General features: G+C 59.7%; 11 protein-coding genes. 9 read left to right on the top strand and 2 right to left on the bottom strand.

Annotated elements, in window-relative coordinates; translation table 11 throughout:
* Entirely contained in the window at positions 1-885 is an 885-nt protein-coding gene (locus C1719_RS13720) for a LysR family transcriptional regulator (protein WP_180963623.1), read from the top strand.
* Between the two features lie 264 nt (positions 886-1,149).
* On the opposite strand, the gene C1719_RS13715 is transcribed toward C1719_RS13720, so the two are convergent.
* Entirely contained in the window at positions 1,150-2,136 is a 987-nt protein-coding gene (locus tag C1719_RS13715) for a LysR family transcriptional regulator (protein ID WP_180963622.1), read from the bottom strand.
* A gap of 457 nt (positions 2,137-2,593) precedes the next feature.
* Here C1719_RS13715 and C1719_RS13710 point away from each other — a divergent pair, with 457 nt between their 5' ends.
* From C1719_RS13710 to C1719_RS13675, 8 genes are all read left to right on the top strand, one after another.
* The gene (locus tag C1719_RS13710; protein WP_102375618.1) at positions 2,594-3,895 is read left to right on the top strand and encodes an OFA family MFS transporter; all 1,302 of its coding nucleotides are present in this window, start codon (positions 2,594-2,596) and stop codon (positions 3,893-3,895) included.
* Between the two features lie 84 nt (positions 3,896-3,979).
* On the top strand, positions 3,980-4,198 hold the full coding sequence (locus tag C1719_RS15590) for a hypothetical protein (RefSeq protein WP_146007909.1): 219 nt from the start codon (positions 3,980-3,982) through the stop codon (positions 4,196-4,198).
* 80 nt (positions 4,199-4,278) lie between these two features.
* On the top strand, positions 4,279-5,703 hold the full coding sequence (locus C1719_RS13700) for an SLC13 family permease (RefSeq protein ID WP_102375616.1): 1,425 nt from the start codon (positions 4,279-4,281) through the stop codon (positions 5,701-5,703).
* A 107-nt stretch (positions 5,704-5,810) separates the two neighbouring features.
* The gene (locus C1719_RS13695) at positions 5,811-8,246 is read left to right on the top strand and encodes a molybdopterin-containing oxidoreductase family protein (protein ID WP_102375615.1); all 2,436 of its coding nucleotides are present in this window, start codon (positions 5,811-5,813) and stop codon (positions 8,244-8,246) included.
* A 39-nt stretch (positions 8,247-8,285) separates the two neighbouring features.
* Entirely contained in the window at positions 8,286-8,618 is a 333-nt protein-coding gene (locus C1719_RS13690) for a 4Fe-4S dicluster domain-containing protein (RefSeq protein ID WP_102375614.1), read from the top strand.
* A gap of 104 nt (positions 8,619-8,722) precedes the next feature.
* Complete coding sequence (locus tag C1719_RS13685; protein WP_102375613.1) at positions 8,723-9,004, top strand: hypothetical protein; 282 nt, start codon at positions 8,723-8,725, stop codon at positions 9,002-9,004.
* Complete coding sequence (locus C1719_RS13680) at positions 9,001-12,015, top strand: acyl-CoA dehydratase activase-related protein (protein WP_102375612.1); 3,015 nt, start codon at positions 9,001-9,003, stop codon at positions 12,013-12,015. Before C1719_RS13685 ends, C1719_RS13680 begins: the two co-directional genes overlap by 4 nt.
* On the top strand, positions 12,012-13,220 hold the full coding sequence (locus C1719_RS13675; protein WP_102375611.1) for a hypothetical protein: 1,209 nt from the start codon (positions 12,012-12,014) through the stop codon (positions 13,218-13,220). The genes C1719_RS13680 and C1719_RS13675 overlap by 4 nt, the downstream gene beginning before the upstream one ends.
* 102 nt (positions 13,221-13,322) lie before the next feature.
* Here the strand turns inward: C1719_RS13675 and C1719_RS13670 are convergent, their stop codons facing one another.
* Positions 13,323-13,718, bottom strand: a complete 396-nt coding sequence (locus C1719_RS13670; protein ID WP_102375610.1) for a molybdenum cofactor biosynthesis protein MoaE — start codon at positions 13,716-13,718, stop codon at positions 13,323-13,325.
* Between the last annotated feature and the right edge of the window lie 751 nt (positions 13,719-14,469).

The raw sequence follows: 14,469 nt of genomic DNA, 5'->3' as shown, positions 1-14,469 counted from the left end.
ATGCAAATCGAGTATCTGAAGGAATTCCTTCTCCTTGCGAGCAACATGAGTTTCACGAAGACATCCGCCGAAACCTATCAAACCCAATCGACGCTCAGCCGACATATTGCAGCCATCGAGGAGGAAATCGGAGCCAAGCTTTTCATCCGAGATACCCATCATGTTCGCCTGACCGAAATAGGCAAAGCGTTTTACGAAGATTCCCAAATTACCGTCGAAGATTTCGACCGTTCGATTCGACATGTTGAGAGCCTGAAGAAGCAGGGGGAGATTTTACGCATCGGGTATCTCTATGATGCTGCTCGGGATCGGCTGCCCCTTATCAGCGAAGCGATTCTGAGATCGAACAGCAATATAGTCCCGGAATACCAGGCGCTCGAATACGGTGATCTGATGCAAAAGCTTCGCCAGCGCCAAATCGATCTGTGCGTAACTTTGGATATCGATTCCGATCTAGGCGATTCGTTCTGCCGGGTCTATATAGGCAGCGATACGTATTACGCCACGATGCCGAAAGGCCATGTACTTGCGAGCAGGGAGTTCGTCACTCTCGAGGACTTGTCGAGGCAGCCGATGATATTCCCCGACCCAAAGGCAATGGGCGCTATCAACGCGTATTATCGCCGTGCGCTCAAAGCCGATGTGTACGGCATCAACGCGTCGGCATATTACAAGGATATTCCCTCGCTGGCGTACCAAGTTGAATGCGGTATGGGCTTGGCTCTCGTTTTCGGTCATCATCGGGAGCGTTACGGCGATCGCATAGCGTTTGTTCCCATTGCTGATTTGGCGCAGTCATGCCAGGTCTGCATTATGTGGGACAAAAGAATCGAAAGCGTTATCCAGGGATCTTGGACTCAAGAACTGAAGGCTTTGGGGCAATAGGGGATCGACGTTATCTTCAGTCAGCCTCGGCGTGCACGGCCGCGAAGCCTCGTCGAGGGAGCTGAGCGGCAGATGCGCACTGTTCTGCACAGTTTTTGCCAGATTCATACATTCTCGGCGCCGAAAATCCCCCGAATCCTGCCTGCGAAGACGGGAATGAGCGTTTTCGCAGGTCACGATGGTGCAGATATCGGCACAAAAGCGGGGATACGGAGATCGTGTATGAATCTGGCAAAAACTGTGCATATTGGAGCGATTTCGCCGCTAAATGGCCTGGGTGTCGACATCGTCTCGCGTGCAATGGACGTCGGGATCCACCCTGAAGCATCCGATCTTGCTGTTGGCGGTGAAGAAGCATCGGATCAGCTCGAGCGCTTCCTCCTTCTCAGCCGAACAGCTCTGCCCGCTTGCCTCTATGATGCCTATCTTGGTTATCATCGTGTCTTTGATGTCGCGCAGGCAGATGCCTTCGGGAAGGCGCTTGAGCCGTGCGATGCTGGGGATGAACGTGACCGCATCGTTCGAGGCGACTCTGCGAAAGACAACCGAGGAATCGTTTCCGACATACGAGAACGACCTCCTGTCGATGTGCAGTTCGAGGAAGTCGAGCAGTGCCCGATCGGCGTAGCAGGCGACGGGCATGCTCTTCAGTTCCTGCAGTGAAAGGGACGGCCTCGAAGCCAAAAGCGAGCTGTTGGAAAGCGCGACCATGAGATCGGTTTCGGCGAGCGGCTGGAACCGGAGGCTGCCTTTCTCGATCATGCTTGCGAGCAGCGTGCAGTAGTAGTCGGTCTTCGGGAACGAGATGATGCAGAAATGGTGGCTCGGCATGTCGCGCAGCATCATCTTCTCGGCCCCGATCAGCGATACTTCGCGAAACGCGTATTTCTCGGCGGCGCCTGCGCCGAATATCGAATCGAAATGCGGCGAGAGGTACTTCGAGATGAAGGGCGTGATGTATATCGTCAGCCGCTCTTGCTCGGGGATCCTCATCGCGTGGTTTTTGGCATGTCCCGCGATTTCGTTGGTGATGTCGATGAGCTTGTAGAAATGGGGGATCATCTCCTTCGCGGCGTCGGTGAGGGCGAGCCGTTTGCCGCTGCGGATGAGCAGCGCAACGCCCAGCTCTTCCTCGAGGGATCGGATCGCCTTGCTCAGCCCCTGCGGAGTGAGGTAGAGCCGTTCGGCGCTTTCGGTGATGGATAAGCTCTCGGAGACATCGATAAAGTATTCAACGTAACGTTCGTTCATAACGTCAGCCTCCCCCTGAATCGGTCCTTCGTCGCGCATTCGCTCAAAAGACTTCCGCCCACAGTAACATATAATTTGTTACCATGATCTGATCATCGGGTAATATCCGTCTTATTGGTGTGGGGCCAATCAGTACCCGAAAGCATTCTTCCGTCATGTCCGCACGGCGTATCTTTTTCTGCCCCCATCTTTATGACGTGGTAAAACGCAGCTGATTACTCATTGTAAACACGATTTTGGGTTCGATTCCCATCCGTCTGTTTCGGTTGCGAAACAGACGGATGATGGCGCAACGAGCACCTCCCCTGAAATAATGGCGCGACGAGGGGCATGGACGTTTCTGCTTGAACGGCAGTATCGAACGATCCTGACGGGGGTGATAAATCAACAGTGAAAAGAGCGTTTCTGTGAGTTGATTTACGTAAGGGGAGCGGTTTCGATCGAGGAAGGAAGATTGATGACCGAATCGGAAAAGCAGATTAAGTACGGAAACCGATGGGGCTATCTGGTAAAGGGCTTCATCATGACGATGTTTCTGGGCATCCTGTATGCCTGGTCGATTTTTATTGCACCGCTCGAGGAGGCTTTCGGTTGGGTCCGAACGGAGACGACCATCACCTACTCGATCATGATGGTTACCTTCGCGCTCGGGCAGCTTACCGCAGGATTCTGGTCCCGTATGCTCAAGAGCCAATCGCGGGCGTTGACGCTGTTCAGCTTCCTGCTCGCGCTGGGATTCTTCTTGACCTCGTTTACCGAATCGCTGCCGTGGCTGTACTTCTGGTACGGCGGATTCTGCGGCTACACGCTGGGCGTCGCGAACAACTGCATCATCTCGGCGGCCCCCAAGTGGTTCCCGGATAAGGCCGGCCTTGCCATGGGCATTATCGTTTTGGGCTTCGGCCTCGCATCGCTGGTCTTGGGGCAGCTCGCAACGTTTCTCATCGGAAGCTACGGCTACGTTATCGCCATGCGCGTGCTGGCCGTGGTCTGCTTCGTGATGGTGACCTGCGTATCGCTCCTGTTCAAGGTGCCGCCTTTGGGGTACACGCCTCCTGGCTATGTGGCATCGAAGAACGAGTCGGACGACATCGCGACGGGCTACTCGCCCAGGCAGGTTCTGCGCACTCGGCAGTTCTGGATGATCTACCTATGGGACTTCTGCAATCATTTCGCAGGGTTCATGATCATCTCGCTCATCGTCCCGCATGGCGTGCAGATGGGAATGCCCGTGGCCATGGCCGCGCTCGTTATGGGCATATTCGGAGTCTGCAACGCGTTCGGCAGGCCGCTATTCGGCGCCTTCGGCGACAGGGTCGGCAGGAAGACGGCCTTCATCGTGGTGAACGCGCTGATGGTTGTAGGTCTTTTGGCCATTGCGTTCTTGCCGAGCATGATGGAGCCGCTGACGGGTTTGGTGGTCGGCGCTGTGATCATGGGCCTGTCGTTCGGCGGCTCGATCAGCCTCAAATGCTCTTCGATGCGCACCTACTTCGGCAACAAGTACGTTACCGCCAACATTGGCCTCATCGCGTCTGACGATGCGCCGACCGGCATTCTCGGCCCCATGGTGGCTGCTGCCATCTTTGTTGCGACGGGCGCTTACTTCTACGCGTTCCTCGTTGCGGCAGTTGTGTCCGCCATCGGAATCCTGTTCCCGTTCTTCGTCGGAAAGCCCGTCTCGGTAGCTGAGCGCTTCCCGAACGAGGTTGACGGAAAGCCCGTCCCGAAGCCCGAGCGGCTGGCGGGCGAGGCGTAAGGATCGCATGTCCAAATGCTCAAACCGGCCCCTCGAAACCTGGTTTGATGTACGACGAATACTTATGAAGAGAAGGAGAAAACTATGTGTTTTAGGCCACCAGATGTAACCCAAGGGCCGCTTGTCTGCCCCGAGTGCGGCAAGAAGATCGTGTCGCCGAACTTCACGCCCGTCACCTGCCCGTTCTGCAGCGCCGCGTTACCGGGGGCTCCAGAGGCGCCGGCATCGGCCGCGCCGAAGGCTCCGGGCTCGGCTCCAAGCGCTCCGAGTGCTCCGGGCGCGCCCAAGCCTCCCGTGGCATAAGTCGGGTTTTCCAAGCGTAGGGAGCAGCAACTCGTTCGAACAAGGTCGGGGAAAGATGTGACGGGGGTGGCTTACGTATCATGGTGCTATTGAAAAGAATCACCGAGGGGAAAGACGCCAAGCAGCTCATCGGGCTTGTGGTAGGTCTTTTGATAATGGGAGTCTCGTACTTTTTGCCTGCAAGTCCGGATTTGTCTCACGAAGCTACGATGTCGTTGGGCGTTTTGCTGGGGACCGTGGTGATGTGGCTGTGCGGAACCATGGCGACCGGCGCCGCCGGCATGCTGGGCGTGCTTGCCTTGGTGGTGCTCGGCGTCATGCCGTCTTTGCCCGAGGCAATGTCGGGCTTCATCGCGCCGACCACGTGGTTTGTGCTCGGGGTGTTCTGCATGACGGCGCTGATGCAGAAAAGCACCCTGGGCATCAGGCTCACGAAGCGATTCATCATGTGGGCTGGCGCCGATTCGAGGAAGCTCGTCTTGGCGATCATGGGAGTGACGACGCTGTGCTCGGCGATCATGACCGATACCGGCGCAGTTGCCCTGAGCATGAGCTTCGCCCTTCCCCTTCTGGGGCTTATCGGGGCGAAGGCGGGTTCGTCCAACCTGGGAAGATGTTTGATGATCGGCATTTCGTTCGGCGCTTGTTTCGGAGGCTTCACCACGCCGATCGGGCATTCTCTCAACGTGTTGGCTCTCGGCCTCATGGAGCAGCAGGCGGGAATAACCGTCGGGTTTCTCGAGTGGATGACCTACGGCGTGCCGATCGCGCTCATCATCCTGCCCTTGGCGTGGCTGTTCATAACCAAGGCGTTTCCCCCCGAGGCCATCAGCGAAGACGACATCAAGACATTGATGGACAACCAGTTCAACGTGGGGAAGATGACGGCGCACGATGTGAAGAGCCTCGTGCTGCTCATCGCGATCCCCGTCCTGTGGATTTTGGGCAACTGGATTCCGTTCCTCAACGCGACGACCGTTGCGCTGTTCGGAATGCTCATGCTGTTCGTTCCGGGTATGAACATCCTTACCTGGAAAGAATTCGAGAGCATGACGAGCTGGAACCTGATCTTGTTCTTCGGAACGGTTCTGAGCCTCGGGGGCGCGGTGACGGCGACGGGTGCAGCCGATTGGATCGCGGCTTTGTTCTTGAATTCGGGCATTCTGGATCTGCCGCTGTTTGTTTCGCTGTTGATGATCGGGATCGTTCTGTACCTGGTCAACAGCGTAGTTCCGATTGCCCTTACCTGGACGACGATTTTTACGCTGCCTTTGGTGTACTTTGCGCAGGCAGTGGGGATCGCGCCCGTGGCACCGGTTTTCTTGATGGTGTGCTTGACTGCGGGAAGCTTCATCATCCCGCTCTGCCCATCGATGAATATGACCCTCGATACCGGCTACTACACGTTCGGGGAGGCGCTGAAATCGGGATGGGAGACATCGATTGCGATCGTGCTGGTTGCCGCGATCTGGGTGTTCTTCATCGCCGGCGTGCTCGGCCTGTAGCGGGGCGGTTGAGCTTTCCGTGATGGCGGCTGCTGCGAGGCTGGCGTCTGCACCGAAAGCGATTGCAGGACGATCTGCAAAACGAAGATGAAAAATGGAGGAGAATCATGGAAAAGAAAGTCAGAACAGTTTGTTTCGATTGCCATTCGAAATGCGGCGTCATCCTTACGGTCGACGACAACAACGACATCGTTCGCGTCGAAGGCGATCCGGATTGCCCGGTCAACGACGGCATCCTGTGCGTGAAGGCGTTCTCCGCTCAGGAGATCCACGCGCATCCCGATCGCCTGAAGTACCCCGTGCGCCGCAAGAGCTGGAGCGTCGACAACCCGCACACCGAGCTTCGCGGCAAAGACGAATGGGAGCGCATCACCTGGGATGAGGCCATTAACGATATCGAAGCGAAAATTCGCCAGACCATCGACCAGTACGGTCCTCAGTCGGTCATCATCTCCCAAGGAACGGGCCGTGGCTCGAACCACTTCCTGGATCGCTTGAACAACACGTGGAACGGCGGCGGCAAGGTGTGGCCGACGCACGTCTGCCTGCTTCCCAACCTTGCGCAGACGCACGTGACCTACGGGCGCATGTTCCACCCGCACGAGGCGTGCGACTATCGCAACGCCGGCTCGATCGTCATGTGGGGCACGAACCCCATCCGTTCGCGTCAGTACAGCGGCCTGCGCATCATGGATGCGAAGCGCAACGGCGCGCATGTCGTCGTGGTCGATCCGGTGTTCCGCGACATCGCCGCGAAGGCCGACCTCTGGGTGCCCATCCGACCCGGCACCGACGGCGCTTTGGCGCTCGGCCTCACCAACCTCATGTTCCAAAGCGGCAAGTTCGAAGCTGCCGACGAAATGCTCTCCACCTGGACGAACGCCCCCTTCCTGATCGACAGCGAGGCTCGCATGATGCTGCGCGAGGCCGACATCGTCGAAGGAGGCTCCGACGAGCACTACGTGGTGTGGGACAAGGTGAGCGGTGGCATCGCGATATGGCGCCCCGAGACCGAGGATTTCGACCGCAAGGGCGTGAAGCCGTCGCTTATGGGCGCATACGAAGTGACGCTGAAAGACGGCAGCAAAAAGCTGTGCAAGACCGGTCTGGAAACCTATAAGGACGAAGTCGCCGTGTGGACTCCCGAAAAGGTATCGGCGGTAACGTGGGCGCCGGTCGAGAAGATCTTGAAGATGTTCGAGATCATCACCAACCCGACCGACGACAAGCCCTCGCTTCTGACCGCGTACCTGGGCGCCTGCATGATGACGTCGAACGCGTTGCAGTCGGGCCGTGCCATCACGATCCTGCAGCTGCTGCTCAATCCTCCGCTCGACGACAAGGGCGGCATTCTCTTCAACACGTTCTGGGAGTTCATGCTCGACCCCAAGATCACGGCATACGACCGCGTTCCCCCGAAACTGCGTTTGGGCTACGACAAGCACCCGATGTACACGCAGGTGTACGGCAACGCCAACATTCCCAACGACGTGTGGGATGCGATGCTGACCGGCGAGCCGTGGCCTGTTAAGGTGATGGTTTCGGTCGCGAACGATCCGCTCGGCTGCTTCGAGAACGCCACGAAGATCCACGACGCGCTGTGCAACGACATCCTCGAGCTCAATGTGAACATGGATTACTTCATGACGCCCGGTGCCGAGATCGCCGACATCGTGCTCCCCGCGCGCCACTGGTCCGAGCGCGTGGGCAACTTCGACGAAGAGCTCTATCCCGAGCCCTGCCCGTTCATCATTCCCCAGATTGCCGTTCAGGCGCCAGGCGAGGCGTGGGACGACTGGGACTTCATGCGAGCGTTGGGTAAGCGCTTCGATCCCGAGCTTTGGCCGTGGGACAGTTCCGAGGAGATGCAGCTGTGGAGGCTCAACGAGTTCCACCTCATCCCCAACGGCCTCGAGCCCATTCACGATTACGAGAAGGCTGCGGAAATCGGCTACTTCGTCGAATACGGCGGCGAGAAGCGCACGACGAAGCAGCATGAGAAGGGCCTCGTCAAGTTCATGACGCCTACCATGCGAATCGAAGTGTACTCAGAGCAGATGCCCTCGTACGGATACGATTCGCCGCTGCCGAGCTACAGCGAGCCGTTCGAGAGCCCGTATTCGACTCCCGAGCTCTACAAAGAGTACGACATGTGCCTGACGACGGGCGCTCGCGACTACGCCTTCTACCATTCGGCGTGGACGAACATCGCCCATCAGCGCATCCTGGAGCCGTGGCCCTATATCGAGCTCAACGACGAGGACGCGAAGGAGCGCCAGATCTCCGAAGGCGAGTGGCTCTGGGTCGAGAGCCTGCGCGGCAGGATCAAGGCGAAGGCCCGTATTTCCAAGGGCGTGATCAAGGGCGCCGTGAGCATGTGCCGCCCGAACTACAAGCATGCGTGCGAGGAGCTCAACCTTCCCGGCTTCAGCTGGGATCAGGCTAACCCGAACGTGCTGACGACCGCAGACGGTTCCGATCCGGGCTTCGGTGCGGCTCCGATGCGAAGCAGCTTGTGCAAGGTGAGCAAGTTCACCGAATAGGTTGAAAATACGCTTCTCGTTGATGATGGAGGAAGAATCATGGCTAAAAAAGTTGGTGTGCTCGTCGAGCTCGATTATTGCGTGGGCTGCTCTGCCTGTCAGCTCTCGTGCCAAGGCTACTACGATCTGCCCGTGACCGAAACCTACATGCGCGTCTTTCTCGGCAAGCCCGACGTGGTCGATGGGCACCACGAGATGTTCATGTCGCCGTACGCTTATCGTCTCGATAAATGCGCGTACTGCTTGGAGAAGGAGGAGGGCAACGCGCCGTGTGCGGCCATTTGCATATCGCGTGCGCTGCACGTTGGCGAGCTTGAGGAGATGAAGCAGCTCGCCGCCAAGACGGAAGGCCGCTTGGCTTTGTACAGCTAGCCGATAGCTTGCGTTCGGGGTGCCGTATGCCGACTGGCGTGCGGCACTCCGGTTTTGAAGGCCGGGCGGAGACATCGTGCAACGTCCGGGACGGTTGGAGGCCCATGATGACGTTTGCTTGTACGGATTGTTCGCGATGTGGGAAATGCTACGAAAAGAAATCGACTTGCGCAGCATGCGGGGGTGAGATCAACCTTCTCGATGCCTGCTGCCCGTCGTGCGGCGAGCCCATCACCGATGAGATGAGGGCTCGTGCCAAGCGGGCCTACATGGACAAGAAGAAGATAGAGCATGACGAGATCGTGGCGCTCGCTGCTGCGGCCAAGGTGCGACGTGAACGCGAACAGGCGAAAATCACCGTCGTCTACCCCTGGGAAGAGTCATGATGGCATCGGATCCCGAACGCGGGGCATTGCGCCTCGGCATCGATTTGGGATCGAAAACCGTGAAGCTCGCCGTGCTCGATGAAGCCGGGCGCCTTCTGCATTCTTCGTATGAAAGACACCTCTCGAACGTCCAGGAAACGTTGCGCTACACGATAAGCAACGCGATCCCTCATTTTCCCGATGCGGAGATGACCGTTGCCGTTTCAGGATCGGCGGGTATGCAGCTTGCCGAGATCCTCGGCCTGCCGTTCGTGCAGGAGGTGATCGCCGCCCGCGCCGCCGTGCGCAGGCGCATTCCCGAGGCCGACGTTGCCATTGAGATCGGCGGGGAGGATTCGAAGATACTGTTTTTGTCCGGCAGCGAAGAGCTGAGGATGAACAACACATGCGCCGGCGGTACGGGAGGATTCATCGATACGATCGCGGGTATGCTGGATGTGAACGCGGAGGCGCTCAACGTGCTTGCGCACGGATGCAAGAAGATCTACCCCATAGCCTCGCGATGCGCGGTCTTTGCGCAGATGGATGTTCGACCGCTCTTGAACGCGGGGGCATCGAAGGAAGACATCGCGGGTTCGGTGTTCGATGCGGTCGCCACCCAGTGCATCGTCGGGCTTGCGTGCGGCCGGCCGATAGTCGGAAGGGTCGCGCTGCTCGGCGGGCCGCTGCATTTCTTGTCAGCGCTCAGGGATCGTTTCAAGGCCAAACTGGGGCTTGGCGACGATGACGTTGTCGTTCCGAGCGACGGCCACCTGTTCGTTGCGGAGGGCGCCGCGCTTTGCGGAGGCGGCGAGACGACGGTCACCTTGGGCGGTTTGAGGGACAGGCTGGACGATGTGTCACTTCGGCAAGGGTATTCCCTGGAACGGCTCGACCCGTTGTTCGCATCGGAAGAGGAGCGCGCCGAGTTCGTGCAGCGGCACAGCCGATGCACGGCTCCGCGCAGCGATCTTCGCAGCGCGAGCGGCAGGGTGTTTCTGGGGATCGATTCGGGCTCCGAGGCGATCAAGTACGTTTTGATCGACGAGCAGGGCCGCATCCTGCGATCGTATTACAAGCGCTCTGCGGGCGATGTGGTCGAGGCGGCCCGCGAGATGCTCATCGACCTGTGGCGCAGCATTCCGCGCAAGCACGACGGGACGCCTACCGTGCGCATCGCGCATGCGACGGTGACAGGGTACGGCGAAGCGTTGCTCAAGAGGGCTTTCGCGCTGGATTCCGGAGAAGTCGAGACGGTCGCGCATGTGCGCGCGGCGCAAGAGCTTGCGTTTGACGTCGACTTCATCCTGGACATCGGCGGGCAAGACATCAAATGCGTCTGGCTTCGAGACGGCGCCATATCCGATCTGGTTTTGAACGAGGCTTGCTCGAGCGGGTGCGGCGCCCTTATCAGCGGGATGGCCTGGTCGATGAACGTGCGCATGGAGCGTTTCCTGGAAGAGGCCATGCGTGCCGAGCATCCGGTCGATCTCGGAACACGCTGCACGGTGTTCATGACTTCGCGCGTGCGGCATGCGCAGAAGGAGGGCGCAAGCGTGGGGGAGATCGCCGCCGGGCTTGCCTATTCCGTGGTAAAAAACGCGGTCTACAAGGTGATTCGGGTGCAGGATGCCTCGATGCTCGGGCGGCGTATCGTCGTTCAGGGAGGAACCTTCGCAAACGATGCCGTGCTGCGCGCATTCGAGAAGGTCTACGGCGCCGATGTTTGCCGCCCCGATATCGCGGCGTACATGGGCGCATACGGCGCTGCGCTGATCGCCCGCGAGCGTGCAGGCGAAGACGGCGCATCCACGCTGCTCGACCAATCGAGAGTCAGGCGGCTGGAGTGCGCTAAAGCGAGGAAGCGGTGCGAGATCTGCGGCAACGCCTGCCCGTTGACCGTAGTCGAGTTTGCTGATGGAGACGCGGTGCGGAGGTTCATCGTCGGCAATCGCTGCGAGCGGCCTTTGGGAGAGCCGTCGGCGAAGAGCCTCTATCCCGAACTGTTTTCGTCGCAGGTACAGCGGCTCTTCTCGTACGGATCCCTCTCGAAGTCGAAGGCGCGTCGTGGCGAGGTCGGGCTCGTGCGTGCGCTCGGCATGTACGATCTGTACCCGTTCTGGTTTACGTTTTTCACCAGCTTGGGATTTCGGGTCGAGCCTTCCGACCTTGCGGCATCGTCGCGCACGGGCCGGTGGCTCGAATCGATTCCGTCGGAGTCGCTCTGCCATCCGGCGAAGCTCATGCATGCGCATACGGCCGATCTGGTCGACCGTGGCGTGCGAACCGTTTTTCTGCCCTACATCGATGCGGTTCATGAGGGGAAGCGGAACTGTCCGATCGTAGCCGGCTATCCGCTGGTTTTGAGCACGAACATGGATTGCATCGCCGGGAAGGGCGTTCGCCTGATCAGCCCGCATCTGCCTGCACTGCTCGATGGAGGCGGGGCCGACGGACGGCTTGCGCCGTTGTTGGCGGATGCGTTCGACATCCCGGTGGGCGAAGTGGAGCAGGCGCTCGGGGCGGCGAAGAGGGAGCTGCTGCGCTATCGTGTTGACATTGCGGCGTTGGGCGACGAGACCTTGCGCTATATGGGCAAGAGCGGCAAGCCCGCGGTCTTGCTCGCCGGCCGGCCCTACCATTGCGACCCTGTTGTGAATCACGGGATTCCCGAGCTGATCCGATCGTTCGGGTTCGCTGTCCTGACGGTTGACTCCGTGGCGCACCTCGACGGGCGGGCGGCGCGCGGTGACGGGGCGTTGGGTGGCAGCTGGGAGTATCCGGAAGCGATCGTTGCGGCGGCGAGGTTCGCTGCGGCGCGCGAGGATATCGAGTTCGTGCTGCTTTACTCGTTTGGTTGCGGACTGGATGCCGCGATGGTAGACGAAATCGGTGCGATCATGCGAGAGCGCGGGCGCACCCTGACGGCGTTGAAGGTGGACGAGATGGTCGACCTTGCTGCGGTACGCATCCGCATTCGCTCGATGATCGCCGCGCGCAACGGGCTGTTCTCGGGAGGCGCACGGCAATGATCGTCATTCCCTTCTTGTCGAGTCACCATGCTCCGCTCATTCGCTCTGCTCTCGCGGGCATCGGATTGGATTGCCTTGTCGTAGACGATTCGGGCGGTCAAGTGATCGCCCGCGGGATGGAGTCGGTCAACAACGATGCGTGCTACGCGTCGATACTGAGCGTGGGGCAGCTTCTATCGGTTGCGGATGGCTTATACGATGGGGAACGCGCAGGTTGCGGTGCAAACACGCAGTGCGGGGGAGGTGCGATGGCGGCGGATGCCGTCTCCTCCGATCGCATCGACGTGATAGTGTCGCAACTGTGCCCGCATTGCCGCGCAGGCGATCTGTCTGAGCAGATCAAACGTGCCTTCGAAAGCGCGTCTCCTGCACTCGGGTGCGTGCGGGGCATTGCAGAAGCGGCCTCGATGCTGCCTGCGGGCTCTCTTCGACGGCTCTCCGAGGCTCTCGTCCTCGGGGACGCTTTGTTGCAGGTCGAGCTCGCCGTGCGCCCTCATTTGCCCGATGGCAAGCGCGCGGCGTTCGAGCGGTTGATCGCCCGATGGCGCGATACGATGCGCTTCTGGCTGGCTCAAGGATCCTCAACCTCGTTTTCTTCGCTGCTCGAAGCGTTCGACCGCGCCGTGCGCCCGTTTTTTTCGTGCGAGCGCTTCGGGCGTCCCCTGATCGGCGTGATCGGGGCGCCGGGTGCCGTGTTCAACGTCGGCATAAACAACGATCTGGTGCGATGCCTTGAGCGAGAGGGCTGCGAGGCGGCGGTTCCGTACCTTGCTCCGATCGCCGCCCGCGCGCTCGCCCTGCAAAAGGGAGGCGAGCGTTTTGCCGAGCATGTTGAGGCATGCTGCGAGACCGCGGCGAAGACGATGACCTGCGTACGGTTTCCCTGCCCGAGCGTTTCCGAATTGAGACGGCGAGGCACCGAGGTGGTGCCGGAGTGGGTGGACTGCGGCATGGGGTGGGCACTTGCGGGTCAAGCGCTGCTGTTTGCCGAGGGAGGCGTTGACGGCATCGCCTATGCGCGGACGTTCGGGTGTCTGTCGGGCCACGTGTGCGGCCAGGGGATCATGAAGCGCCTGCGCGAGATCGGGAACGGAAGAGGCTCGCCGGTCGCTTACGCGACGATCGAATACGATCCGGGAACGAGCGCCCTCAACCAGGCGAACCGCATCAAGCTGCTTGCCGCCATCGCCCGAGGAGGCTCATAGGGCGAAGGCGATCGGGGCCGGGCGGCTTGTGTTCGTGCCAATGAAAAAGCCCCCGACTCGTTCGAGGGCTTTTTCATTGGTTCGCATGGACGGGATTCTCGCTTACGCGTAGATTTCCTTTTCCACCACGAGGTCGTTCTTGATCTTGCCGACGAGCTTTTGCAGCGCATCGATGGCGTTGGGGCGAATGTCTGCGCCGATCAACACGTACATGATCGAATCGCCCACGTTGAGGACGCCTTCGTTGAGCCACACGCGCACGTAGTACACGCCCGGCCACGTGAGCGCTTCGGCAACGGCGGCGTCAACGCCTGCGGCATCGTAGGAGAACTCGACCTGCGCCACGTCGCCGAGTCCTTCGACGCCCTCGCGAACCTGCGCTTTCGGGGTTACGCGAACGGTGCCGTTGTGGGTGAGGAACATGCCGCACTGGTCGGCCTTCGGATCGGCTTTCGCTTCTTTGAGCCACTGATCGATTGACGGTTCTGCTTTTGCCATGATGCCCCTCGTTTCGTTTTCCCATCCGATTGCTCGGAAATCCTAGTATATCAATGGGGTTAAGTATACCGCATCAAAGCGGTTATCCTCCGAGAAGGAGAGATTTTTGGCTGGCTAGTGGCTCCTTTGCCGGCTTTCGGGTTGTTTGGCCGATTTGCGGGGTCTTGCCATCCGCTCTTGCCGGATTCGGATTCGGCAAGAGCGGATGGCACGCGAGCGCCGTCGCACCCCGCTTCGTCCGGCCTCTCGGGGCGGGCGAAGCGGGGTGCCGAGAGGCCATTGGCGCGGCCTCGAGAAGCGTCCGACGTCGATGGCGGGATTCGGGTTGGCGGGCCGAGCATGCCGATGGCGGGATTCGGGCTGGCGAGCGGATCGCCTCGATCTGCTAGATTTTTGCCAGATTCATACATATATGCCGCAAAAAGTCTTCCAGGAGACTCGCTTTCAGAAGCGGGTCCTTTGTTTTCCCAGATGGGAGGCCGTACCGTCGGCGGGGTCGGCATCGGCGCGAGCGAACATGTATGAATCTGGCAAAAACTGTGCAGTTCGGCCGGAAACTGTGATTCAGGCAAGAACACGTTGGCGCTGGCTTAACCGCGGATGACGGGAGGGCGGTGGGCGGCGCTTTCGGACGCGGGTCCGGGTGCGGCGAGCTCGGGCGCAAGTTCAGATGTTGAGTCCGAGCGCGGGGCTCGGACCCGAAGTCCAGGTGTAAGTTTGGGCCTGCCGATTCGCCCAAGGGAGGGAGGAT

Source organism: Raoultibacter massiliensis (genome assembly GCF_900199545.1).
Lineage (GTDB): Bacteria > Actinomycetota > Coriobacteriia > Coriobacteriales > Eggerthellaceae > Raoultibacter > Raoultibacter massiliensis.
The sequence above is the reverse complement of the archived record's forward strand: the minus strand, read 5'-3'. Positions and strand labels throughout refer to the sequence as shown.

What these genes read in the sequence shown, in the direction of transcription:
- C1719_RS13720 (WP_180963623.1), top strand. Translation starts at nt 1, where the DNA reads ATGCAAATCGAGTATCTGAAGGAATTCCTTCTCCTTGCGAGCAACATG.
- C1719_RS13715 (WP_180963622.1), bottom strand. Translation starts at nt 2,136, where the DNA reads ATGAACGAACGTTACGTTGAATACTTTATCGATGTCTCCGAGAGCTTA.
- C1719_RS13710 (WP_102375618.1), top strand. Translation starts at nt 2,594, where the DNA reads ATGACCGAATCGGAAAAGCAGATTAAGTACGGAAACCGATGGGGCTAT.
- C1719_RS15590 (WP_146007909.1), top strand. Translation starts at nt 3,980, where the DNA reads ATGTGTTTTAGGCCACCAGATGTAACCCAAGGGCCGCTTGTCTGCCCC.
- C1719_RS13700 (WP_102375616.1), top strand. Translation starts at nt 4,279, where the DNA reads ATGGTGCTATTGAAAAGAATCACCGAGGGGAAAGACGCCAAGCAGCTC.
- C1719_RS13695 (WP_102375615.1), top strand. Translation starts at nt 5,811, where the DNA reads ATGGAAAAGAAAGTCAGAACAGTTTGTTTCGATTGCCATTCGAAATGC.
- C1719_RS13690 (WP_102375614.1), top strand. Translation starts at nt 8,286, where the DNA reads ATGGCTAAAAAAGTTGGTGTGCTCGTCGAGCTCGATTATTGCGTGGGC.
- C1719_RS13685 (WP_102375613.1), top strand. Translation starts at nt 8,723, where the DNA reads ATGATGACGTTTGCTTGTACGGATTGTTCGCGATGTGGGAAATGCTAC.
- C1719_RS13680 (WP_102375612.1), top strand. Translation starts at nt 9,001, where the DNA reads ATGATGGCATCGGATCCCGAACGCGGGGCATTGCGCCTCGGCATCGAT.
- C1719_RS13675 (WP_102375611.1), top strand. Translation starts at nt 12,012, where the DNA reads ATGATCGTCATTCCCTTCTTGTCGAGTCACCATGCTCCGCTCATTCGC.
- C1719_RS13670 (WP_102375610.1), bottom strand. Translation starts at nt 13,718, where the DNA reads ATGGCAAAAGCAGAACCGTCAATCGATCAGTGGCTCAAAGAAGCGAAA.